This is a genomic window from Roseibium sp. (assembly GCF_050301095.1).
Lineage (GTDB): Bacteria > Pseudomonadota > Alphaproteobacteria > Rhizobiales > Stappiaceae > Roseibium.
This window is the reverse complement of the sequence record NZ_JBNKYW010000162.1, coordinates 1-22,241: the sequence shown is the minus strand read 5'-3', so window position 1 is coordinate 22,241 and position 22,241 is coordinate 1. Positions and strand designations below refer to the sequence as shown.

Here is a 22,241-nt window from a genome sequence, read left to right as displayed (position 1 = left end):
ACATGCGCATCAACAGGGAAGAAATGTTCGCGCCCGTCACCTGCGTGATCAAGGCCGGCGGCTACGACGAGGCGCTTGCGATTGCCAACGACAGCGAATTCGGCCTAACCGCGGGCATCATGACGAGCTCTCTCGCCCGTGCCTCACATTTCCGCGCCAACATGCGCGCGGGCTGCGTGATGGTGAACCTGCCGACCGCCGGAACGGATTATCACGTTCCCTTCGGCGGGCGCGGCGCCTCCTCTTTCGGTCCGCGCGAACAGGGCCGCTACGCCGCCGAGTTCTACACCTCGGTAAAAACCGCTTACGTTTCCGCCGGAGAGCCTTCATGACCGGCGCCCCGCTGATAGACGGGCTGCAATATGCCCGCTGGTCGGAAAAGATCTTCCGGCAACTGCGCGAAGGCCGGGTGGACGCGATCCATGTGACCATCACCTATCACGAGAACTTCCGCGAGACGGTCCATAACATCGAGCAGTGGAACCGCTGGTTCGAAACCTATCCGGATCTCATCTTCCAGGGCCGGACGGCCGCGGATGTGACCCGGGCAAGACAGACCGGCCGCACGGCAATCTTCTTCGGGTCGCAGAACCCGTCCTGCATGGAAGACGACATCGGGCTTGTCGAGGTCCTGCACACGCTCGGCCTGCGCTTCATGCAGCTGACCTACAACAACCAGTCGCTGCTGGCGACCGGCTGCTACGAAGACGAGGACACCGGCATCACCCGCATGGGACGGGAGGTCATCGCCGAGATGAACCGGGTCGGGCTGGTCGTCGACATGAGCCATTCCGGCGAGAGGTCGACGCTTGAAGCCATCGAGCTGTCGACGCGCCCCATCGCGATCACCCATGCCAATCCGGCGGGCTGGCACCCGGCGCTGCGCAACAAGTCCGATCACGTGCTGCAGGCGCTTGGTCAAAGCGGCGGCATGCTCGGGTTCTCCGTCTATCCCCATCACCTGAAGGACGGCAGTGCCTGCCGTTTGCAGGATTTCTGCGAAATGATCGCGCGGACCGCCGATCTGATGGGCATCGAGCGGATCGGGATCGGCACGGACCTTTGCCAGGACCAGCCGGACAGCATCGTGGAATGGATGCGCACCGGACGCTGGACCAAGTCCATCGACTACGGCGAAGGCTCGGCTGCGGCACCCGGGTTCCCCGAGATGCCGCACTGGTTCTCCGACAACCGGCATTTCAATCAAATCGCCGACGGCCTGAGCGCCGTCGGAATGACCGCCGGGGACGTCCAGGCGGTCATGGGAGGCAATTGGCTGCGCTTCTTCGAAGCGAGTTTTGAGGCACCCGCGAACGCCTCGGAAAAGGTTTCGCAAGCGGCTGAATAGGTCGACACTTTCTGGGAGGAAAACATGACCGACATTACCGAAACCGGACGGCTCTCCGCCGGACGAAGCCTGATCGACAAGCCGCTCTTCGCGGTGACCGGCGGCTTCATTCTCTTGTTCTGCGCCTATGCGCTCATCGACATCGAAAGCCTGTCGGCACTGGTGGACCAGGGCTTTGGCGTCTCCGCACAGTACTTCGGCCTCTACTGGCAGGTGCTCCTGCTCGCGACCTTCCTTATCGGCATTCTGATCTGCTTCCTGCCCGGCAGCAAAGCCGTGATGGGCAAACTGGCAAAGCCGGAATTCACGGCCTTCCAGTGGGGCTCCATGATCATGTGCACCCTGCTGGCAGGGGGCGGCGTGTTCTGGGCGGCCGGAGAGCCGATAGCCCACTACCTGTCCACGCCGCCGCTGTTCGGGGATCTCAGCACCGACCCGCAGGCGCGCGCCGAGGCCGCGCTGGCGCAGTCCTTCCTGCATTGGGGTTTCCTGGCCTGGGCCATTCTCGGGTCCCTGACCACCGTCATGCTGATGCACTATCACTATGACAAGGGCCTGCCGCTTGCGCCACGGACCCTGCTCTATCCCGTCTTCGGCGATCATGCGATCAACGGGCCGATCGGACTGATCGCGGATTCCAGCTGCATCATCGCGGTTGTCGCCGGAACGGTCGGACCGATCGGCTTCCTGGGCCTGCAGATGTCCTATGGCCTCAATGCGCTGTTCGGTGTTCCGGACACCTTTGCGACCCAGGCTGTTGTCATCCTTGCCCTGGCCGGTGTCTACACCGTCTCGGCCATTACCGGTCTTTCCAAAGGCATTCAGCTGCTGTCCAAGCTGAACGTCATTCTGGCTTTCGCACTGCTGGCCTTCATGCTTGTTGCCGGGCCGACGGGTGCGATCTTTGAGGGTTTCGCGGGCGGCTTCGGTACCTATCTGACGGAATTCTTTTCCCTGTCCATGTATCGTGGCGATGCCGGCCTCTTCGGCGCACCGGGCTGGCTCGGCTGGTGGACCGTGTTCTTCTGGGGCTGGTTCCTGGGCTACGGACCGCTGATGGCGATGTTCATCGCACGGGTCAGCCGTGGCCGCTCGATCCGTTCGATCATCATCATGCTCTCGATCATCGCACCGATCGTCACGAATTTCTGGTTCACGATCATCGGCGGTTCCGGCATTGCGCTGGAACAGCTGACACCGGGCGTGATTTCCGGGCCGTTCGAAGGCTTCAACCTGCCGGCCGGTCTCCTGGCCATCACCCAGGCCATGCCGCTCGGCTTCCTGCTGTCGGTGCTGTTCCTGATCCTCACGATGATCTTCGTTGCAACGACGAGCGACTCCATGAGCTTCGTGATTGCAGCCGCCATGTCCGACGAAACACCGCCGACGGTCCTGCGGGCCTTCTGGGGGCTGGCCATGGGTGTCATGGCGCTCATCCTGATCTCGACAGGCTCCGGCGGTATCGGCAAACTTCAAAGCTTCATCGTCGTGACAGCCGTTCCCGTGTCACTGGTACTGCTTCCGTCCATATGGGATGCGTTGCGTATCACCCTGGCTCTGGGCCGCAAGTAACACTCAATCCTGACGGTTCCCGGCTTTCCGGGAACCGTCTCCCCGGAATGGTGCTGGAGTGACGTTGAGATGCTGTTGCAAGAACTGGATAGCGCGCCGATGCAAGTGGCTGGCAGGAGATGCCCCGCCGACGTGATGCGGCTGACACGTATGGGTTCGGCCCATCCCACCCGGCTGTCCTTCCTGCGTGTGCTTCTGAGGCGCATGCAGAGTGAAGGCTGGACGTTCACGCGGCCGGTCTGGGACGTGAACGACAAGGGCGTCGGACGCGCGGTCTATTGCGCCAATGGTCCCGAGCGTTCCTACAGCCTGGTCGCCTTTGCGCACGACCTTCCCGACGACATGCGTTCGGACCGGGTGATTGCCACCGCCTGGGACGCCACGTTCGCCCTTTTTGATGGCGTGCCGTCGGAGGACGATCTGGAGCGCCTGGAAAGAAACGTTCCGCTGCAGGAGGCCGGACGCGTCTCGGAAAGCGAACTTTCCCTCAGCCGGGCCAACAGGTCCGTGCGTCTCTTCAATCACGTTGTCGAGCGCCTGTCGCAAGGCGACCAGCCCGACCGGAACGAAATCGAAGCCGTCGGATACCTGATGCGCACCACGGCCGTCTACGGCTCGGGCAAATTCGGGGCGGCGGACCATGAAAAAATCCGCAGCCGTCCGGAACTGGCCGCACCGTTCCAGGCCGAAATGCTCTCGGTCTGGCTGACCCGCCAATTCACCGTCGATCTGGCGGAACATCTGGCCACTTCCAGGGGCAAGGACCGTGCGGTCCGCCTCGACCCGGCAATCAAGGCAAGGCTCGGGGTCGGCAATTCGACCGGCCTCGGCATGGCGCCTTTCATCGTCCGTCACCCCGTACTTCTGAACAACTGGATGCTGGCGCGCGAGGAAGCGCTTGCCAGGGTCCGCAACCTCGACACGGCAAGTCCGCTAGCAGCGGAGAGCCTGCACAAGGCCTTCGCCGATGCCCGGATCAATCTTGCGCAATGGCACTCCGAACATCCGTTGCAGGTTGCCAGGCTTGAGGAGTTGAAACGGGATTTCGACCTGCTCGCCCAACAGATTTCAGGCTTTCCGGAAGGCCCCGATTACCCCTGGGACCGCCTGTGGCGCTGGGGAGAAGTGTCCCTGTCGCAGGAAGGCCAGGAAGCTCTGCTCGCCCTGCTGCTCGAACCCCATGGCGCGCTCGTCGACGAACTCGCCGACCGCATGAGCGCCGACGAGGATGGGTCCTTCCGCATCGATGGGGCGATGAGCACGGCCGAGCTGCGATCCCTCATGGAGGAACACTATTCCTGGGCGCTTGCCGTCGACTTCTCGCGGCCCCACAGTTCCGCGCGCTTCTGGTACGTTTCGGAAGAAAAGCTGGAGCCGCGTCTGGGCGAACGGGAACTGGACGAAGGCGCCAGTCTCGAGCAACCGCTTTGCATCGCGCGCCTTGCCAGCGAACTCCACGCGGACCTTGAAGCAAGGCCCTCCGGAGACAGTGTCGCCGCTTTTCTGCTGCAGCATCCGGAGCACCGCTTCATGGTACGACGGGCCCAGATGGCGCGCCTGCATCCTTACGCGGAAATCCGGGACAACCTGATTGCCGGGGACATGCTGCCCATCGACCTGATGCGCTGCAAGCTGGCGTTCTTCGGCGCAACCCACTTCGATCCCCGGTCCGACAAATGGGTACGCATCTGCCTGTTCCAGGACGCGCCATACCCGCTGGATTTGCCTCAGGAGGTTGAGAATGCACGTGGAAAAGCATAATCCGGTCGGCGACGTCGTTCCGGCAGCCATTCCGAAGACTGCCCGCATTCTCATGTCGCGGAACGAGATTGCCACCCTGTGTTTCAAGGCGGCGCGCGGCGCCGGTATGAGCTGGGGTCACGCGGAAGAAGCCGGACAGGCAGCCGCCTGGCTTGCTCTCTATGGTCTTGACGGTCCGAAATCCCTCGCGGCTCACCTTCAAGGCGCGGCCGGCAAAAGCTGGCAGGACGTCTGCCCGGACGTGCGCCCGGGTCTTTGGGAAACTGCCGCCGGCACGCCCCTGTGCCCGATCTCACTCGGCGCGACCCTCTGCGACTTCGCTGCCCTGCCCGACACGCCCCTTGCGAACGAGGGTCTAGAGACCGGTCCCGTCAGCCGGCCGCTACTGGTTCTCCCCTTCCTGTCCGCGGTGGCGGAAGCGCTCGAAAAACCTGTCCGGCTGTCCTGGCCCGGTGGCGACATCGACCTCGGCCCGGAGGGACAGATCTCCGGGGCAACCGAGGCTCTGGCAAAAGCGGAAACAGAAAGACTTCACATCCGGACAGGCACCTTGGTCGGGGAAACCACCCGCAAACCGGTGATGGCCCCCGTCGGCTCCGAAACGCTGGAGTTCCTGAACGCTCTTGCCATGAAGACAACCGTTCCCCCTTCCGACCGCTCCCGTGCCGGAGCTGGCGGGGGAACGTCCGACAACGATTAATCCAGCAAACTCAGGAATATGGAATGACAGTACACCGCCACAACCCGGGTCCCCGTATGAGCCAGGCCGTTCGCGTCGGCGACATCGTCTTTCTGGCCGGCCAGATCCCGCAAGACCTTTCCGGAGACATCACCACGCAAACACGCGAAGTCCTGGCAGGTATAGACCGTGTCATGGCCGAGTTCGGCGGCAGCAAATCCAACGTCGTCTCGGTTCAGGTCTGGCTCTCGGACATGGCGGATTTTCAGGGCATGAACGCCGTCTGGGACGAGTGGCTCGACAAGGACAATCCTCCGGCGCGCGCCACCGGCGGCGTCGCCCTCGCCCGCCCTGGCATGCGCGTGGAAATGATCGCTACCGCGCATCTTTGAAAGCAAGGAAACAGCTGCCGTCAAAGGTCGGTCGAACTGCTATCCGGAACGAGAAAGGCCACCCCCGCGGGTGGCCCTTTTTGTTGCGATCACATGCCTGTGGCGGTCAAGCGCTCAACCGTGCGCCCGCTTCGTCGAAGTAGAACGACTTGCCTTCCGGAATGCCGAAACTCAGCTCGCTGCCGGGCTCGATGGCGTGCTGGCCGAAGAGGCGCGCGGTGATCTGGTGATCCTTGACCATGGCGATCACATTGGTGTCGCCGCCGAGCTGCTCCACATGCTGGACAGAAGCCTTCAGCGGCCCCTCGTCACTGAGGAACAGGTCTTCCGGCCGGATGCCGAGCGTGCGCGTGTCGCCCTCGCTCACAAGGCCGGCCGGCAGGAAATTCATCGCCGGCGATCCGAGGAAGCCGGCAACGAACTGGTTGGCCGGATTGTTGTAGAGCTCCATCGGGCTGCCGACCTGCTCGATTCGGCCCGCCCTGAGCACGACGATCTTGTCGGCCAGCGTCATGGCTTCCGACTGATCGTGGGTGACGTAGATCATCGATGTCTTGAGCTGACGGTGCAGGTTCGCGATCTCAAGCCGCGTGTTCATGCGAAGGGCCGCATCAAGATTCGACAGCGGTTCGTCGAACAGGAACAGCTTCGGATGACGCACAATGGCCCGGCCGATCGCGACACGCTGGCGCTGGCCGCCGGAGAGTTCCGACGGATAACGGTCCAGATAATCTTCCAGATTGAGCATGCGCGTTGCTTCGGCAACCCGCTGTTCGATCACGTCCTTGCTCTGCTTTTCCTGCTTGAGCGCAAGAGACATGTTCTTGCGCACGTTCAGATGCGGATAAAGCGCGTAGCTCTGAAACACCATGGCGATGCCGCGCCTGGATGGCGGCGTGGTGTTGACGACCTCGCCGCCAATGCGCACTTCGCCGGAGGACACGTCCTCCAGACCGGCGATCACCCGCAGAAGCGTGGACTTGCCGCAGCCGGACGGGCCGACGAAAACGACGAACTCGCCGTCCTGGACTTCCAGGTCGATGTCCTTCAGGACATGAACAGTGCCGAAGAACTTGTTGACGTTGGACAGGGTTAGCGCCGTCATGGCGTCAGCTCCTTCAGTAGAACAGATTGACCGGTGCGAATGCTTTCGTCGGCCGCCAGGCAGATCGCCAGCGACTTGACGGCATCGAGCATATGCCGGGTCAGATCGATGTTTTCGGTGATTGCGCGCAGCATGTAGGCCTGCTCGGCGTCACACAGTTCCTGGTGACCGGGTTCACCCGGAAGATCGACGTGCCGGTCGCCGCCAGGACGGTGCACCAGAAGGCCGCCCACCCTGGTGTGGCCGTCGACATCGGACGAAGCGCCCTTGTCGTCCTCGACGATCGAGACCGAGCCGGCCGGCGAGACGACGTCCTTCACGAAGAAGGCGGTTTCCGACATCATCGGTCCCCAGCCGGCCTCGTACCAGCCGACGGACCCGTCCTCGAAGAAGACCTGGAACTGGCCGTAGTTGTACATGTCCGGCGCGATCTCGTCGGACAGGCGCAGGCCCATGCCGTGCACCCGCACCGGTTTTGCATCGGTGATCTGGCACCAGACGTCGACGTAATGCACGCCGCAGTCCACCACCGGGGCCGTCGTCTTCATCAGAGCCTTGTGGGTTTCCCACTCCGCACCGGCACTCTGCTGATTAAGGTTCATGCGGAAGACATAGGGTCCGCCAAGTTCCCGCGCTTCCTCGATCAGGCGAACCCAGGAAGGATGGTGCCGCAGGATATATCCGACGACCAGCTTGCGGCCGGTCTCCCGGGCGCAGGCGACGACGCGTTCCGCGTCGGCAACTGTCGTTGCCAGCGGCTTTTCGACGAAGACATGCGCGCCCGCTTCCATTGCGGTCACCGCATAGTCCGCATGGGTGTCGGAATAGGTGGAGATCACCACGAGATCGGGACGCGCCGTCTCCAGTGCAAGCGCATAGTCGGTAAAGACCGGGTAGCTTGCGAGCTCAGGATGGCTGACCCTTCCCGAGCGGTTGACGAGGCCGACGATCTCGCTGGCCGGGAGCTTGTGGTGCGCCAGCGCATGGGAGAGCCCCATGTTGCCGAGACCAACGATCAGGACGCGGATCATTTGACGGCTCCCGAGGTAATGCCGCGGATCAGCTGGCGTGAGAAGATCACGTAGAGGATCAGCACCGGCAGGATCGCCATGGAGAGCGCCGACAGCACCGCGTTCCAGTCCGTCACGAACTGGCCGATGAAAACCTGGCTGCCGAGGGTCAGCGTCTTGGTCTCCTCGGCGGGCGCCAGGATCAGCGGGAACCAAAGGTCGTTCCAGATCGGGATCATGTTGAAGACTGCGACGGTCGCCATGGCCGGACGAACCAGCGGCAAGACCAGACGGAAGAAGATCGTGTATTCGGACAGGCCGTCGATCCGCCCGGCGTTCTTCAGATCGTCGGAGACCTGGCGCATGAATTCACTCAGGATGAACACCGCCAGAGGCAGGCCCTGCGCCGTATAGACGAGGATCAGCGCCATCAGCGAGTTCACCAGGCCAGTCGCGACCATCATTTCCAGAATGGCGACGGTGCCGATACGGATCGGGATCATGATGCCGAGCGCCAGGTACAGGCCCATCAGCATGTTGCCCTTGAAACGGTACTCGCTGAGCGCGAAGGCCGCCATCGCGCCGAAGAGCAGGATGAAGGTCAGCGATGCGACGGTGACGATCATCGAATTCTGGAAATAGAGGAAGAAGTCCCCCTGCTTCATGACCGTCTGGTAGCCGATCATCGAAAAGCTGTCCGCGTCCGGCAGGGCCAGGGGTTCGCGGAAGATGGCCTTGCGCGACTTGAAGCTGTTGATCAGAATCACGAAGACCGGGAAAAGAGCGATCAGCGTGTAGAGGATCAACGCGCCGTGCATGGCCGCGGTGTTGAACGGATTGGAACGTGCCTTGTTCATCTGTCGTCCTCCCTCACAGCTGATATCTGCGCATCCGGGTCTGGATGCCGAATAGGTAGAGACAGACACCGACCAGGATGATCGCGAACATCGCGCTGGCAATCGCGGATCCCATGTAGGGGTCGCCCAGCTGGAGTTGGAAGCCGAAGAAGGTGCGGTACATGAAGGTGCCAAGGATATCGGTCGAGAAGTCCGGACCGGCCAGAGCTCCCTGCGCCGTATAGATCAGGTCGAAGGCGTTGAAGTTGCCGACGAAGGTCAGGATCGAGATGATGCCGATGGACGGCAGGATCAGCGGCAGTTTGATCTTCCAGAAGGCGGACATGCCGGTGATGCCGTCGATCTCGCCTGCTTCCAGAACCTCCTCGGGAATGGAGAGAAGCGCGGCGTAGATCAGCATCATCGGGATGCCGACGAACTGCCAGACGGAAATGAGCGACAGGGCCGTCAGCGCGTATTCCTCCTTGCCGAGCCAGGGCGCGAACAGGGATTTCAGGCCGACGGCGTCAAGCATTGAGGGGGCGATGCCCCAGATCGGCGACAGGATCAGTTTCCAGGCAAAACCGACAATCACGAACGACAGGATGGTCGGAATGAAGATCGCCGAGCGGTAGAAGGCCGCGAAGCGCAGTTTCGGGTGGCTGAGGATGGCGGCAAGTGCGATACCGATCGGGTTCTGGACCAGCATGTGGACCAGGAAGAACCAGAAATTGTTGCCCAGAGCGTTCCAGAACTGGTCCGACCACAGTGGATCGCCCAAAAGCCTTGTGAAGTTATCCAGCCCGACGAACACACGCTCCTGGTCGATCTTGCTGTAGAGCGCAAGCCGTAGCGTGTTGAAGAGTGGGAAGATCATCACCGCCGTGTAAACAAGGACCGCCGGGGTCAGGAACACGACGATGTGCCAGCGGAAGCGAGGCCTGCTCATAGTAAGCTCCGGTCAGGGTCTCCCGGACAGGCAAAAAACCTGCCCGGGAAAGCGTCGATGGGGTGTGCCAGTTATTTCTGCGGCTCGTACCAGCTGGCAAGGCCGTCCTGCAGCTTCTTGCCGAGCGCCTCGGGTGTTTCGGTGCCCTTGATGGCGGCAACGGAAGCGCCCCAGGTCTCGTTCTCCAGGTTCGGCGTGCCGCGGGAGAGGATCTGGTAGGTGGAGCGGATCGTGCTTTCGCACTCGCCGCGCCAGCTCACGAATTCCTTCGCAAGCGGATCTTCCAGTTCGACCGCGGTCTTGGAGAGCGGGAAGAAGCCCGGCAGGGCGTTGCCGAAGATCGTGGCGAATTCCGGTGACGCAACCCAGGCAAGGAATGCCTTTGCCTCATCCGGATGTTCGGTCTTGGCGTTCATGCCGATGCCGATATCCGTGTGGTCGGAGATGTAGCATTTGTCGCCTGCGTTCCGGACCGGCGGCTTGAAGGCGCCCATTTCGAAATCGGCCTGGGTGTTGAAACCGGAGATTTCCCAGCTGCCTGCCGGATAGACCGCAGCGCGGCCAAGCGTGAACAGGTTCTGGCTGTCCGGGTAGGTCTGGGCTTCGTAGCCGTCACCAAGGTACTGGCCCCACTTGGCCAGGGTGGCGTAAGGAGCGACCCACTGCTCGTCGGTCAGCTTTTGCTCACCCTTGATCAGAGCCTGGCGGCCTTCCTCACCCTTCCAGTAGTTCGGGCCGATGTTGTTGTAGCCCATCGTCGCGGCTTCCCACTGGTCGTTGGTGCCCATGGCCATCGGGATATAGGTGCCGTCTTCCTTGATCTTGTCGAGGGCGGCGAAGAACTCGTCTTCCGTCGCCGGAACTTCCAGGCCAAGCTCCGCGAAGGCGTCCTTGTTGTAGATGAAACCGTGAATGACCGACGCCATCGGAACACAGAAGCTGGCCGAACCGTCGTCGGTCTGCCAGGCGGCCTTGGCGACGTCGGAGAAGTTGTTCATGGCGTCCATGTCGGCAAGGTTCGCCAAATGACCGGCATCATAAAGCGCCAGGGAAGCGTCGAAAGGACGGCAGGTGATCAGGTCGCCCGCGGAGCCGGCATCCAGCTTGGAGTTCAGCACGGCGTTGTATTCCGTCGGCGCAGACGGGGTGAATTTCACCTTGATGCCCGGATGCGACGCTTCAAATGCCGGAATGATCTTTTCCTGCCAGAGCGCAAGGTCGTCGTTGCGCCAGCTTTCGATCGTCAGGGTAACGTCTTCGGCATAGGCCGCCGATGTGAAGAGCGCTGTGCTGGCCATCGCCAGAGCGAGAATATTACGTTTCATATGACACCTCCGAAAAACCCATCCGTAACGGATGTTCAATTGTTCCCCGGCGGCGCTGGAGCCCTTCCCGCTCCCGGATCCGGCAGACCAGAGAGCCAGCCGATGTCCGTCGCATTTGTTTACCGCCAGATGCAGAACAACTTTCGCCGGAGAGCGACCACGCCCTCCCGCTCCCCATATAATACCTATTTGATACCACTTGTCGACCTATTAGTTCAAAATTGTGAAAATGGAAATTTTAAGACCTTTTTTGATACCAATTTCCATGATTGGTATTTCTTTGGATAGCGATTAAGGCGATATTTCCGCAAAGAGGTATTACTTTTCAGGAAAAATCCTTCCTCTCGAATCCGGAATTTGCGTCTTCATTTCGCTCTCATGAAAATGAACCACGGTATTTGAACCCCTGAAACGGCACCTGAAAATCGAGTTTTTTCAAAAGTGGTGTCATTCCGGTTCCAACTCACCGGCCCATTCACCCCGCGCTTTTGCCCGTGTTTGCCGGGAGAGACGCTTTCACCTGCCGGCGCCACCTCGTAGCCCCCCACCCAAGGCTCCGCTTCCGGACGTTTCCCGAAACTCCTCGTCGGCGGCGCTGTGCAACCGGGTGGAAATGTGCTCTTTTTCAAGAAGATATCGACTGCGCAATTTGAGGATATCCGCAATGCTCGCCAGATTTGCGTTTGCCGTGGCTGCTCTGGCTGCCGCAACTCTGCCATTGGGGTCCGCAAGCGCCCAGATGCCGATCCCGCCGCTGCAGCCGGACCCTGGCGAGGGCATTTTCCTGCTCATGACCGACATCCATTTCGACCCTTTCGCCGAGCCGTCCCTAGTGCCGGAACTCGACCGGAACCCGGTCTCGAAATGGCCTGAGATCTTCAAAACCGCCGGGATGAGCATTCAACCCTACGGCCAGGATTCCGGGTACGCATTGACCACCTCCGCCCTGGGAGCCGCCGCGGCACAGGGCATGACCTATGACTATGTGCTCTATACCGGCGATTACCTGAGCCACGGGTTCAACGCCAACTACCGGCGCCTCGCCGGCCCCTCTCCTCAGGGACTGGCATCCTTCGCGGTGAAAACCGCCCAATTCGGCTTTCATCTCTTAAGCGGCACGTTTACCGAAATTCCGATCTTCGGCGTGATGGGCAATACGGATTCCGTCTGCGGCGATTACGAGATCGCACCCAACAGCGCCTTCATCCACGGCATCGCCGGACAATGGGCGCAGCTGAGCGGGCAACCAGAACGCTTCAGTCAGTTTCGGACAGGCGGTTTTTACAAGGCCGCGCATCCGACCGTCGCGGATCAGGACCTCATCGTCCTCAACAACATCTTCTGGACGCCGCGTTACAAGGACACCTGCAATGCCGATGGTGGCGATCCGGGCAGCGCGATGATGTCCTGGCTGGACTGGCAGCTTTATCAGACCCGGCAGGCAGGCCGGAAAGCCCAGATCCTCATGCATGTGCCTCCCGGTATCAATGCCTACAGCACCACGCACCGATCCGGTGCCTGCGAGGCCCGTGTGAGCTCCTTCTGGCGCGATCCCTACGCCGACGATTTCCTCACACTCATGCGCAAATACGCCGGGACCGTCGACTACACGTTCTCCGGCCACACCCACATGGACAGTTTCACGGTTATCCGGGACAGTGACGGCACGCCCCTGATCGCCAGCGAAATCGCCCCCTCGGTGAGCCCGATTTTCGGCAACAACCCGGCTTTCACCGCGTTCCTTTATGACCGCCAGACCGGGGCGGTGAAGGATTCGGCGACCTTCTATCTGTCGAACCTCGAGGCGGCTGCAAAGGGGGCAGAACCGGAATGGCGGCTCGAATATGTCTACAGCAAGACTTACTCGACCAAGGACTTATCGCCGGCGAGCCGCGCTGATGTCGCGGAAAGGATCTCGAACGATGCTCCGCTACGCCAGCAATTCAGCGCTCTTTATGCCGTGAAGGCTGAAAAGAAACAGGTCGACCCGTCGAACTGGAAGGCTTTCTCCTGCGCCCAGACCGCCACCAGCCGTGAGGCCTATACGGCGTGTTACTGCGCCGGGCAATAACCGCATCACGATGCCGGAGCCTCTCCGGAGCAGAGCAAGAGGCTGCACTTCATTGTTATGTATTCCCTGCAAACAGAGCCATTGCCGGCAAGAGCCCTGCCCCCTCCCGAGCGCCTGTATGTCCTCCTTGACATCCAACTGCCAACGCCAACTAAATTCGCTCCAGCGCAACGACGTTGTCGGTCACGGTTGCCGACTGCCCTTCCGGCCCCGTAGCTAGCCGTTCCAGGGAACCGACAAAAATTTCCTTCCAGTCCCGTTCATCCAGGTTCAACTCCTCCATACCCTCGCGCGCGGTTGGAATCGCTCTGCCCTCCTGCGCCCAGGACCAGGGAGCGACCTTGCCGTGGGACACGATCAGCAACACCCCGCCCGCATGGACTGAGTCAGCAGCGCGCCGCAAGACGCGTGTCCTCGGAAATTCGATTGGTGTCTGCAGGAAGAGCGCAGTCACCAGATCAAATCGGGAGTCCGGAAAGCTTTCGGCCAGATCGTGTTGCTGGAACTCGATCTGGTCCTCAACGCCGCACCTTCGCGCATTGGCTTTTGCGTAACCGAGCACCGTCGGCGAGATGTCGACCGCCGTGACCCGCCACCCCTGACGCGCAAGCCAGACCGCGTCATCCCCCTTTGCACAGCCCAGATCCAGGGCCAGACCCGGCGTCTTGTTGTCAACGAGCTGTTGCAAGATGGTCGTAGGGCGCCCGTTGGTACCGGGCGCGGACCGCTGGTACAGCTCCTCCCAGAAATCGAAGGCACTCTGGTTCGTATCCGGCATTTTCATTTTTCACCCTTCCCTTGGCAGTTGTCCCAAGTGCAAGCCGCAGCAATCAGTCGCCCAAATCCTGTCCGGGACAGTTGGAGTGCCGGACAGGCGCGGGTTGTGGCGCTTGCCGGTAATGCATCTGAATTTCACGAAACTCACTAAGTTACAAAAGACCGCCTGTCAATCTTTCGTTCCTTTGTTTGTCACATGAAACGATCCGGTCTATGTTTGCGAAAAATGGAGACGAAATTGCCCACCGACAGCCGGCTTCCGAGGGTGCTTCATGTCCTGCTGCACCTGGATCAAATCGATGAACCTGCCACGTCAGACCAGATTGGTGAGATGCTGGCCACCAACCCCTCGCTCATAAGACGCATGATGGCGGGTCTCAGGCAGGCGGGTTTTGTAAGCTCGACCAAGGGTCATGGAGGCGGATGGTTTCTCGCAAAACCCCTCAACGAGATTTCGCTCTTCGAAGTTTACGAAGCCCTTGGGGCACCCCAGCTGTTTGCCGTCGGTCTCTCGGCGGATGCCCCGGCTTGTCTCCTGGAACAAGCGGCCAACGCGGCAACCCGATCCGCCCTTGCGGCCGCGAAGACAGCGTTCAAGGCGGAATTGGCTCAAACAATGGTCGCGGATCTCGTCGCCCCTCATTCAGGAAAAATCAAACAATATCAGAGCAATAGAAAGAAGAACTCTACTGAAAAACGATAGCCGGCGCTTTGCCCGCCCCTCCGAAATCGGGGCAGTCGCTTCGTTGAAGGTATTTGAAACAACGGGATCGCGACCATCGGTTCCGGTAAGGAAGTACGATGAAATTTCTGATCTTCATTGTCAGCGAGCGAGACAGCACACCGCCCCGCCCGGCCCGTCTGGGCGTGCGGGTCGCAAGGGCCTGTGAACGCCGCCTTGCCGAAAACGGTGCCGACTTTGCCACCATCGATCCGCTGCAGATCGATCTCCCCTCTCCGTTCAAGCCGCAGTTTTCTTATGCGAAGGGCAAAGCGCCGGCTGAGCTTGATGCACTGGCCGAACAGATCAAGGAGGCGGACGGCTATGTCATGGTGAGCCCGGAATATAATCACTCCATGTCACCGGCGCTGGCCCACCTTCTCAACCATTTCGGAAGCTCGCTGTTTTCCTACAAGCCAAGCGCTATCGTCACTTACTCGGCCGGACAGTGGGGCGGCGCAAGAGCCGCCGTCAACATGCGAACCTTCCTGTCCGAACTCGGCTGCCTGCCGGTCTCGTCGATGGTTCACGTCCCCAGGGCACAGGAAGTCTTTGACGATTTGGGCACCTATCCGGAAACGGTGGATGCTGCCCGCTGGGACACTTATCTGGACCGAACCTTCAAGCAGCTCCTGTGGTGGAGTGCGGCCGCTGAAAGACAGCGCGCCGCCGGTTCCGTCGCGGCTCCGGAAGCCTTCGTCAAATCACCGACGCAAAGAAACGCACCGGACTAGGGTGCGGCTATTTCGTCTCGAAAATGAAGTAGTCGGGCCAGAGATCCTGGAAGGTGCCGATGTCGATCTGCAATTTGTTGAGATGCTTGTTCATCCGGGCGGCAGCCTCGTCGGCATCGCGTTTTTCCATGGCATCGAGCACGGCTGAATGCTCGGAGACAACTCGATCCATCCTGCCCTCCTGAGGCAGCGTGAGATGGCGGTAGCGTTCGACCTGAACCCGGATCTTCTCGATCATTGTCCAGATCCCCGGATACCCGCCCGCGGTGGCGATGGCCGAATGAAACGCGTTGTCGGCATCGTGAAACGCCTGCTCGTCACCGTTCTCGGCCAGTTCCCGCTCACGCTGGATGATGGCTCTCAGTTCCATCAGCTGGCTTTTGCTGGCCCTTGCCGTTGCTTCCCGGACACAGACTTCCTCAAGCGCCGTTCTTGCAACGATGGCTTCGCGCAGGTCGGACACGGGAATTCTGGCGACGAAGGTGCCGGACTTGGGAACGACGTCGACCAGCTTCTCTTCGGCAAGCCTGAGGATCGCCTCGCGGACGGGTGTCCGGCTGATGCCGTAGCGCTCGGTGATGTCCTTTTCCACGAGCGGCGCGCCCGGCACGAGCGTGACGTTGATGATGCCGTCGCGCAGGTCGCGATAGACCACTTCCGAATTGCGCAGCGCACGGTTGGCCGCGCCCGCTGCCGGACTGCGCGGCGGCGAATTGCGGGTTCTCGGCTTGCGCAACTTCTGCTCAGTGGACGACGTTTCATCTGCTGACACGGTCATTTTTCCCCCGAAACCAGAGCGTCTCCCGATCGAAGAGGCACTCCCGCCGTTTGAGTCGGCACCGGTTTCTCCCGTTCATATTGGTTCCCTGGAGCTTCCTGCGGTCAATTGAACGCAGACAAGATGCTCCAACACTTCAGAGGCGATCAGCGGATGTTCCATCGGATCCGATGGAACATCCGCTGATCTAGCAGGCGTCCGCAGGATTGGCCAGTTTGAATCCGGTTGCAATCCCGGACACATTCATATACCTAACATATCTTGTATATTAGTTATACAAGTTACGGCCTGACAAGTGAAGGTGCCTGTTCCGGCCGACGGGAGGAAAGACATGATTGGAAAGACCGTACGGCGCGGCCTGCTGGCCGCCGCCATGACAATGATCGTGGCCGGCCAGGCCTGGGCGGCGGACCTGAAATGGGCGCACGTCTATGAGGAAGGATCCAGCTATCACAAGTGGGCGCTGTGGGCGGCCGGGCAGATCAAGGAAAAGACCGGTGGCCGTGTGAACGTCTCGGTGTATCCGGCCTCGTCTCTCGGCAAGGAAGCCGAAATCAACGAGGGGCTGACCATCGGATCTGTGGACATGATCTACACCGGCCCCAACTTCGCCGAGCGGGATTACGGACCGATCGCCATCTCCGACTATCCCTTCATGCTGAAGAACTACGATCACTGGAAGGCCTACCGCGACAGCGATCTCTTCAAGGACCTGTCCGAAGGCTACAGGAGTGCGACCGGCCACTCGGTGATGGCCATCACCTGGTACGGCTACCGCCATGTGACCTCCAACTTCCCGATCACCAAGCCGGACGACATGAAGGGGTTGAAGATCCGGGTGCCGGACTCGCCTCTGATGCTGCTGTTCCCCAACGCCGTCGGCGCCAATCCGACGCCGATCGCCTTCTCCGAGGTCTATCTGGCACTCCAGCAAGGCGTCGTGGACGCCCAGGAGAACCCGCTGCCGACCATCAAGTTCAAGAAGTTCTATGAGGTCCAGTCCAACATCAACCTGACCGGCCACATCGGCAACTCGCTGATCATCGTCGTATCCGAGACCGCCATGGCGCAGCTTGGCGAAGATGCGGCAACCGTCGAAGCCGTCCTGAAGGATGCCGCCGCCCGGAACGCGGATGAAATCTACCAGTCCGAACAGGAGCTGGCGGAGTGGTTCGTGGAACAGGGCATCAAGGTCAACGAGGTCGACAAGGCCGCCTTCCAGGCTGCCGTCGAGCCGATCCTGACCGATGAATCCAAGGTGCCCTACACCCAGGAGCAGTACGAGCGGATGCAGGCGCTCGCGCAATGACCGAAAGCGGCAATGCGGTTGCGGACCTGACCGGTCCGGATGCCGCAAAGACACGGGAAGGGCGCGCGCAAAGCGCGCCCGGCCTGCTCGAATTTCAGGACAGGGAAACCGACCTCAGCGAACTGAAGTGGATCGACGCGCCCGGTATTCTGGTCTTCTGGGTCCTGGCGGTGATCGTCTTTCTGCAATTCTTCACCCGCTATGTTCTGAACGATTCCCTGGCATGGACCGAAGAGGCTGCCCGTTATCTGCTGATCCTGGTCTGCTTTCTGGGCTCGATCACCGCGACCCGTCGGGGAACGCACATCATGCTGGAATTCCTGATCCGCATGCTGCCCCCCCGCCTGGCAAAAGCCCTGACCATTGTTTCACAGGCGATCACGCTCGGCTTTTTTGCCGCCATGACCTGGATCGGCTTCGAGCTGACCCAGAAGACCCGCCAGAAAATGGTGTCGATGCCGATCCCGAAGGCCTGGATCTACACGGTCTGTGTGATCGCGCTCGCCATCATGGCTCTCTATTCCGCCCTCTGGCTGTGGAAGCGGTTCCGCCAGCGCCCCGAAGACATCGTCCGCTCGCTTGACGACCATTTGACCACCGATTGAAGGACCCTGCCCTCATGGCCGTCGTGTTCATGATCCTGTTTCTGTTCGCCCTGATGATGATCGGGGTCCCGGTCGCCGCCGCTCTCGCGCTGGCCTCGCTCGCCTTCATTCTCGCTGAAGGGCTGCCGCCGATGATCGTGCTGGCCAATATGGTCAACGGCATCAATTCCTTTCCGCTGATCGCGGTCCCCTTCTTCATCCTTGCCGGCAACCTGATGAACTCCGCAGGCATCACGACCCGCATCTTCGCCTTCGCCCGCGCGGCGGTGGGCTGGATGCACGGCGGACTGGGGCACGTGAATGTGGGTGCGAGCGTCATCTTCGCCGGCATGTCGGGGGCAGCCGTCGCCGATGCCGGCGGGCTCGGCAACATCGAGATCCGGGCGATGAGAGAGAGCGGCTACGACACGGACTTCGCAGTCGGCATCACGGCAGCCTCCTCCACCATCGGGCCGATCATTCCCCCGTCCCTGCCGCTGGTGATCTACGGCGTCATCGCGGACGCTTCCATCGGCCAACTGTTCATGGCGGGGATCGTGCCGGGGTTGATGATGGCGCTGGCGCTGATGGTCATGGTCGCCTGGTATTCGCGCCGCCGGAACTATCCGCGCGATCTGAATTTCCGGCTTGGACGGCTGGGACACACGTTCCTTCACGCGCTGTTGCCGCTGATGACACCGGCAATCATCATCGGCGGCATCATGTTCGGCATCTTCACGCCGACGGAAGCGGCGATTGCCGCTGTCGCCTGGTGCATGTTCCTGGGCGTGGCGGTCTACCGCACGCTCGACTGGAAGAAAATCCTGAAGGTCTCCTTCGAGACGGTCGAGACAACGGCGGCGATCATGTTGATCGTGGCGGCCTCGACGATCTTCGCCTGGATCCTGACGGCGAACCAGACCGCCCGGCAGTTCTCGGACCTGATGGTGCACCTCACCGACAACAAGGTGGCGCTTCTGTTGATCATCACGCTGATCGTTCTGGTCATCGGGCTCTTCATGGAAACCATCGCCGCGATCACCATCCTGACACCGGTGCTGTTGCCGGTCGCCGTCAGCCTCGGGATCGATCCGGTTCACTTCGGCATCATCATGATCCTGAACCTGATGATCGGCCTGCTGACACCGCCTGTCGGCATGGTGCTTTATGTGCTTTCGAAGGTGGCGCAAGTTCCCTTCGAGCGCTGCGTGACGGCGACCGCGCCATTCCTGGTGCCACTGATCACGGTGCTGCTGCTCTTGACCTTCGTACCGGCCTTTTCCATGTGGCTGCCGACGCTGGTCTACCGGTAAAAAACGGCGGGGCCGAGCGCCCCGCCATCTCTTCCTAGACTGTTCTTCCCGGCGTCAGACCATTGACCTTTTCGATGATCGAGGCCGCATCGATGCCGAAGTGGCCGTAAAGGTCGCCGATGGTGCCTGTCTGGCCGAAATGTTCGACACCAAGCGGGATCGTCTGATGACCTGCCACGCCGCCGAGCCAGGCGAGCGTTGCCGGGTGTCCGTCGATCACGGTGATCAGCTTGCAATGGCCGGGCAGATCCGCCATCAGCCGTTCGATATGGGACTGCGCCGCGCGGTTTCCGCGTGAACGGGCGCGTTGCGCTGCGGTCCAGCCCGCATTCAGCCGGTCGGCGGAGGTCACCGCCAGAACACCGACGTCGCGGCGGTTTCCGGCGAGTTGCCCCGCCGCCTTGATGGCTTCCGGGGCCACGACGCCCTGATAGGCGATGACCACCTCGCAATTGGGGCCGGGCTTGCGCAGCCAGTAGGCGCCGTCGATCGCTCCTTGCCGGAAATCCTCGTCCGCGCGCTTGACCGGCTGTTCGATCGGACTGGTGGAAAGGCGCAGATAGACCGATCCACCGGTCTCGTCCCTGAGCCAGGTGCGCTCGTCCGGATCACCCTCGCCGTCGCGCTGCAGATAATCGAAAGCCCATTCCATGATGACCGCCAGTTCGTCGGCAAACGCCGGCTCGAAGGCGGCAAGCCCGTCCTGGCTCATGCCGATGAGCGGCGTGCCGATGGACTGGTGCGCCCCGCCTTCCGGCGCCAGCGTGACACCGGACGGCGTGCCGACGATCATGAAGCGGGCGTCCTGGTAACAGGCGTAATTCAGTGCATCAAGACCGCGGCAGACGAAGGGGTCATAGACCGTGCCGATCGGGATGAGGCGCTCGCCGAAGAGCGAATGGGAGAGACCCGCGGCGCCCAAGAGCAGGAACAGGTTCATCTCGGCAATGCCGAGCTCGATATGCTGGCCTTCGGGCGTGAACTCCCACTTGGCGGTCGAGGGGATCCGGTGCTCGATGAAGGCATCGGCAAGGGCCTTGCGCGCAAACAATTTGCGCCGGTTCACCCAGGGACCGAGGTTGGTCGTGCCGGTCACGTCCGGCGATGTGGTGACGATGCGCTCGGCCAGCTTGCTGTCGCCCTTGGAAAGGTCGTCCAGCACCTTGCCGAAGGCCATCTGCGTGGAGATGTCCCGGTCGGAACTGAGTTCGATGGCGGGAACCTCGATCTTGTCGTCCGTGTACCGCCGTGCGCCCCTGGCGAAGAACGGCACCTGATCCAGGAAAGCCTTCAGGGCGGCAACGTCCGCAACATTCGCGAAGGGCTCCCACTCCTCGCCCTCCGCAACCCCCATATGCTTCTGCCATTCAAGCATCTGGGCCTTGTTCATCAGGCCGCCGTGATTGTCCTTGTGGCCGGCAATCGGCGTGCCCCAGCCCTTGATGGTATAGGCCAGGAAACAGGTCGGGCGGTCATGATCGATGGCGGCAAAAGCCTCCACCATGGTCTCGGTGCAGTTGCCGCCGAGATTTTCCATGAGGGCTGCAAGTTCGTCGTCGCTTCTGCGGTCGATGAGCGCGGTCACGTCGCCCTGGTCGCCGAGATCGTCCATCAGGCGCTTGCGCCAGACGGCGCCGCCCATGAAGGTAAGTGCGGAATATTCCTGGTTCGAACAGTCGTCGATCCACTGCCGGAGCCTGTCACCGCCCGGTTCTTCGAAGGCGGCTCGTTGCAGCGCTCCGTATTTGACCCGGACAACGTCCCAGCTGAAGGCGTCGAAGATCTTCTCGACCCGGTCGAACAGCCCTTCCCGGACGATGCCGTCGAGCGACTGGCGATTGTAGTCGATGATCCACCAGCAATTCCTGAGATCGTTCTTCCAGCCCTCCTGCAGGGCTTCATAGATGTTGCCCTCGTCGAGCTCCGCATCCCCGACGAGCGCGATCATCCGGCCGAGGGGCTTCTCCCCCGACCAGCTTTTAGCGGCGATATAATCCTGCACCAGCGAGGCAAAGGAGGTGATCGCGACGCCGAGACCGACCGAGCCGGTGGAAAAATCAACGTCATCGATGTCCTTGGTGCGGGAGGGATAGGACTGGACACCGCCGAAGCCGCGGAAGTTCTCCATCTTTTCCCGGGTCTGGTTGCCCATGAGATACTGGATGGCATGGAACACCGGCGAGGCATGCGGTTTGACCGCGACACGGTCCTCCGGCCGGAGCACCGAGAAATAGAGCGCCGTCATGATCGACACCATGGAGGCCGAGCTGGCCTGGTGACCGCCGATCTTGATGCCGTCCACTTTCGGGCGGATGTGATTGGCGTGGTGGATCATCCAGTGCGACAGCCACAGCAGCCGTTGTTCAATGGTCTTCAGATGGTCAGTGCTCATATCGCAATCCTGTTGAATCAGATCTTGAGGCCAATCTACCCCTGGCCAGGCGCCGGTTTCTTGCTATTTCCTACTCTCTTAGGCTATTTCTTGGTGACTTCCGCCAAGTATGGAGAGTTTTTTGGCTAATTACAGCACACTTGATACGTTTGATATTCAGATCCTGCGCGAATTGAGAAAAGACGGCCGGATATCCATTCAGGAACTCTCCGAGCGCATCGGTCTCAGCCCGACGCCAGCGGCCCGGCGCCTGAGGCATCTGGAAGAGCGCGGCATCATCACCGGATATTGCGCCCTCATCGACGAAGTCGCGCTCGGCTATGAGGTGTCCGTCTTTGTCTCCGTTCAGCTCGACAAGCAGATCGATGTCACGCTGGACCAGTTCGAGGCCGCCATCCAGGCCTTTCCGGAAGTCGTCGATTGCTGGCTGATGACCGGCAACCGGGACTATCTCCTGCGGGTGGCGACCACCGGGCTTGCAGCCTTTGAGACCTTCCTGACGGGAAAACTGACCAAGGTGCCGGGTGTCGCCAATATCGAAAGCTCGATCCCCCTCCGGCGTGTCAAGTCCGGCGTCGCGCGGAC

20 protein-coding genes and 1 pseudogene are annotated in these 22,241 nt (G+C 61.1%); 13 read left to right on the top strand and 8 right to left on the bottom strand.

Going from position 1 to position 22,241, the window contains the following annotated elements; genetic code table 11:
- The 6 genes from ACQY7U_RS15020 to ACQY7U_RS14995 all read left to right on the top strand — a co-directional run.
- Window positions 1-332, top strand: a 332-nt coding sequence (locus ACQY7U_RS15020; protein ID WP_428645770.1) for an aldehyde dehydrogenase family protein, incomplete at its 5' end; no start/stop codon positions are given.
- Window positions 329-1,348: a membrane dipeptidase gene (locus tag ACQY7U_RS15015; protein WP_428645767.1), complete on the top strand. Its 1,020-nt coding sequence runs from the start codon at window positions 329-331 to the stop codon at window positions 1,346-1,348. The genes ACQY7U_RS15020 and ACQY7U_RS15015, both read left to right, overlap by 4 nt.
- Window positions 1,349-1,372: 24 nt before the next feature.
- Entirely contained in the window at window positions 1,373-2,920 is a 1,548-nt protein-coding gene (locus ACQY7U_RS15010; RefSeq protein ID WP_428645765.1) for a BCCT family transporter, read from the top strand.
- Window positions 2,921-2,989: 69 nt separating this feature from the next.
- A complete protein-coding gene (locus ACQY7U_RS15005; RefSeq protein WP_428645763.1) occupies window positions 2,990-4,681 on the top strand; it encodes a hypothetical protein in 1,692 nt (563 codons plus the stop codon).
- A complete protein-coding gene (locus ACQY7U_RS15000; protein WP_428645761.1) occupies window positions 4,662-5,381 on the top strand; it encodes a DUF3726 domain-containing protein in 720 nt (239 codons plus the stop codon). The genes ACQY7U_RS15005 and ACQY7U_RS15000 overlap by 20 nt, the downstream gene beginning before the upstream one ends.
- A gap of 23 nt (window positions 5,382-5,404) precedes the next feature.
- On the top strand, window positions 5,405-5,752 hold the full coding sequence (locus ACQY7U_RS14995) for a RidA family protein (protein ID WP_428645758.1): 348 nt from the start codon (window positions 5,405-5,407) through the stop codon (window positions 5,750-5,752).
- Between the two features lie 106 nt (window positions 5,753-5,858).
- On the opposite strand, the gene ACQY7U_RS14990 is transcribed toward ACQY7U_RS14995, so the two are convergent.
- The 5 genes from ACQY7U_RS14990 to ACQY7U_RS14970 form a co-directional block, all read right to left on the bottom strand.
- Complete coding sequence (locus tag ACQY7U_RS14990) at window positions 5,859-6,857, bottom strand: ABC transporter ATP-binding protein (RefSeq protein ID WP_428645755.1); 999 nt, start codon at window positions 6,855-6,857, stop codon at window positions 5,859-5,861.
- Window positions 6,854-7,888, bottom strand: a complete 1,035-nt coding sequence (locus ACQY7U_RS14985) for a Gfo/Idh/MocA family protein (RefSeq protein ID WP_428645752.1) — start codon at window positions 7,886-7,888, stop codon at window positions 6,854-6,856. Before ACQY7U_RS14985 ends, ACQY7U_RS14990 begins: the two co-directional genes overlap by 4 nt.
- A complete protein-coding gene (locus tag ACQY7U_RS14980; RefSeq protein ID WP_428645749.1) occupies window positions 7,885-8,724 on the bottom strand; it encodes a carbohydrate ABC transporter permease in 840 nt (279 codons plus the stop codon). Before ACQY7U_RS14980 ends, ACQY7U_RS14985 begins: the two co-directional genes overlap by 4 nt.
- 13 nt (window positions 8,725-8,737) lie before the next feature.
- Window positions 8,738-9,652, bottom strand: coding sequence for a carbohydrate ABC transporter permease (locus ACQY7U_RS14975; RefSeq protein ID WP_428645746.1), 915 nt, complete (start codon window positions 9,650-9,652; stop codon window positions 8,738-8,740).
- A gap of 71 nt (window positions 9,653-9,723) precedes the next feature.
- Complete coding sequence (locus ACQY7U_RS14970; protein ID WP_428645743.1) at window positions 9,724-10,977, bottom strand: ABC transporter substrate-binding protein; 1,254 nt, start codon at window positions 10,975-10,977, stop codon at window positions 9,724-9,726.
- Window positions 10,978-11,641: 664 nt separating this feature from the next.
- Between ACQY7U_RS14970 and ACQY7U_RS14965 the strand changes: the two genes are divergently transcribed.
- Entirely contained in the window at window positions 11,642-13,048 is a 1,407-nt protein-coding gene (locus tag ACQY7U_RS14965) for a metallophosphoesterase (RefSeq protein WP_428645740.1), read from the top strand.
- Window positions 13,049-13,199: 151 nt separating this feature from the next.
- Here ACQY7U_RS14965 and ACQY7U_RS14960 read toward each other — a convergent pair whose 3' ends face one another.
- The gene (locus ACQY7U_RS14960) at window positions 13,200-13,832 is read right to left on the bottom strand and encodes a class I SAM-dependent methyltransferase (protein WP_428645738.1); all 633 of its coding nucleotides are present in this window, start codon (window positions 13,830-13,832) and stop codon (window positions 13,200-13,202) included.
- A gap of 231 nt (window positions 13,833-14,063) precedes the next feature.
- On the opposite strand from ACQY7U_RS14960, the gene ACQY7U_RS14955 reads away from it, so the two are divergent.
- On the top strand, window positions 14,064-14,528 hold the full coding sequence (locus tag ACQY7U_RS14955) for an Rrf2 family transcriptional regulator (protein ID WP_428645735.1): 465 nt from the start codon (window positions 14,064-14,066) through the stop codon (window positions 14,526-14,528).
- A 98-nt stretch (window positions 14,529-14,626) separates the two neighbouring features.
- Window positions 14,627-15,280: an NADPH-dependent FMN reductase gene (locus ACQY7U_RS14950; RefSeq protein ID WP_428645732.1), complete on the top strand. Its 654-nt coding sequence runs from the start codon at window positions 14,627-14,629 to the stop codon at window positions 15,278-15,280.
- 7 nt (window positions 15,281-15,287) lie between these two features.
- On the opposite strand, the gene ACQY7U_RS14945 is transcribed toward ACQY7U_RS14950, so the two are convergent.
- Entirely contained in the window at window positions 15,288-16,052 is a 765-nt protein-coding gene (locus tag ACQY7U_RS14945; protein WP_428645729.1) for a GntR family transcriptional regulator, read from the bottom strand.
- A gap of 337 nt (window positions 16,053-16,389) precedes the next feature.
- Between ACQY7U_RS14945 and ACQY7U_RS14940 the strand changes: the two genes are divergently transcribed.
- The 3 genes and pseudogenes from ACQY7U_RS14940 to ACQY7U_RS14930 all read left to right on the top strand — a co-directional run bounded on the left by ACQY7U_RS14940 (window position 16,390) and on the right by ACQY7U_RS14930 (window position 19,264).
- The gene (locus ACQY7U_RS14940; RefSeq protein WP_428645726.1) at window positions 16,390-17,367 is read left to right on the top strand and encodes a sialic acid TRAP transporter substrate-binding protein SiaP; all 978 of its coding nucleotides are present in this window, start codon (window positions 16,390-16,392) and stop codon (window positions 17,365-17,367) included.
- Window positions 17,364-17,906: pseudogene (locus ACQY7U_RS14935) on the top strand (TRAP transporter small permease); the annotation flags it as partial. The gene ACQY7U_RS14940 and the pseudogene ACQY7U_RS14935, both read left to right, overlap by 4 nt.
- A gap of 80 nt (window positions 17,907-17,986) precedes the next feature.
- Complete coding sequence (locus tag ACQY7U_RS14930) at window positions 17,987-19,264, top strand: TRAP transporter large permease (protein ID WP_428645723.1); 1,278 nt, start codon at window positions 17,987-17,989, stop codon at window positions 19,262-19,264.
- Window positions 19,265-19,298: 34 nt separating this feature from the next.
- Here ACQY7U_RS14930 and ACQY7U_RS14925 read toward each other — a convergent pair whose 3' ends face one another.
- Complete coding sequence (locus ACQY7U_RS14925; protein WP_428645721.1) at window positions 19,299-21,656, bottom strand: 1-deoxy-D-xylulose-5-phosphate synthase N-terminal domain-containing protein; 2,358 nt, start codon at window positions 21,654-21,656, stop codon at window positions 19,299-19,301.
- Between the two features lie 121 nt (window positions 21,657-21,777).
- Between ACQY7U_RS14925 and ACQY7U_RS14920 the strand changes: the two genes are divergently transcribed.
- The coding region (locus ACQY7U_RS14920; protein ID WP_428645718.1) for an Lrp/AsnC family transcriptional regulator at window positions 21,778-22,241 on the top strand (464 nt) is incomplete at its 3' end.

Excerpts from the sequence above, each read along its gene's own strand:
- ACQY7U_RS15015 (WP_428645767.1), top strand. The coding sequence starts at position 329 with ATGACCGGCGCCCCGCTGATAGACGGGCTGCAATATGCCCGCTGGTCG.
- ACQY7U_RS15010 (WP_428645765.1), top strand. The coding sequence starts at position 1,373 with ATGACCGACATTACCGAAACCGGACGGCTCTCCGCCGGACGAAGCCTG.
- ACQY7U_RS15005 (WP_428645763.1), top strand. The coding sequence starts at position 2,990 with ATGCTGTTGCAAGAACTGGATAGCGCGCCGATGCAAGTGGCTGGCAGG.
- ACQY7U_RS15000 (WP_428645761.1), top strand. The coding sequence starts at position 4,662 with ATGCACGTGGAAAAGCATAATCCGGTCGGCGACGTCGTTCCGGCAGCC.
- ACQY7U_RS14995 (WP_428645758.1), top strand. The coding sequence starts at position 5,405 with ATGACAGTACACCGCCACAACCCGGGTCCCCGTATGAGCCAGGCCGTT.
- ACQY7U_RS14990 (WP_428645755.1), bottom strand. The coding sequence starts at position 6,857 with ATGACGGCGCTAACCCTGTCCAACGTCAACAAGTTCTTCGGCACTGTT.
- ACQY7U_RS14985 (WP_428645752.1), bottom strand. The coding sequence starts at position 7,888 with ATGATCCGCGTCCTGATCGTTGGTCTCGGCAACATGGGGCTCTCCCAT.
- ACQY7U_RS14980 (WP_428645749.1), bottom strand. The coding sequence starts at position 8,724 with ATGAACAAGGCACGTTCCAATCCGTTCAACACCGCGGCCATGCACGGC.
- ACQY7U_RS14975 (WP_428645746.1), bottom strand. The coding sequence starts at position 9,652 with ATGAGCAGGCCTCGCTTCCGCTGGCACATCGTCGTGTTCCTGACCCCG.
- ACQY7U_RS14970 (WP_428645743.1), bottom strand. The coding sequence starts at position 10,977 with ATGAAACGTAATATTCTCGCTCTGGCGATGGCCAGCACAGCGCTCTTC.
- ACQY7U_RS14965 (WP_428645740.1), top strand. The coding sequence starts at position 11,642 with ATGCTCGCCAGATTTGCGTTTGCCGTGGCTGCTCTGGCTGCCGCAACT.
- ACQY7U_RS14960 (WP_428645738.1), bottom strand. The coding sequence starts at position 13,832 with ATGAAAATGCCGGATACGAACCAGAGTGCCTTCGATTTCTGGGAGGAG.
- ACQY7U_RS14950 (WP_428645732.1), top strand. The coding sequence starts at position 14,627 with ATGAAATTTCTGATCTTCATTGTCAGCGAGCGAGACAGCACACCGCCC.
- ACQY7U_RS14940 (WP_428645726.1), top strand. The coding sequence starts at position 16,390 with ATGATTGGAAAGACCGTACGGCGCGGCCTGCTGGCCGCCGCCATGACA.
- ACQY7U_RS14930 (WP_428645723.1), top strand. The coding sequence starts at position 17,987 with ATGGCCGTCGTGTTCATGATCCTGTTTCTGTTCGCCCTGATGATGATC.
- ACQY7U_RS14925 (WP_428645721.1), bottom strand. The coding sequence starts at position 21,656 with ATGAGCACTGACCATCTGAAGACCATTGAACAACGGCTGCTGTGGCTG.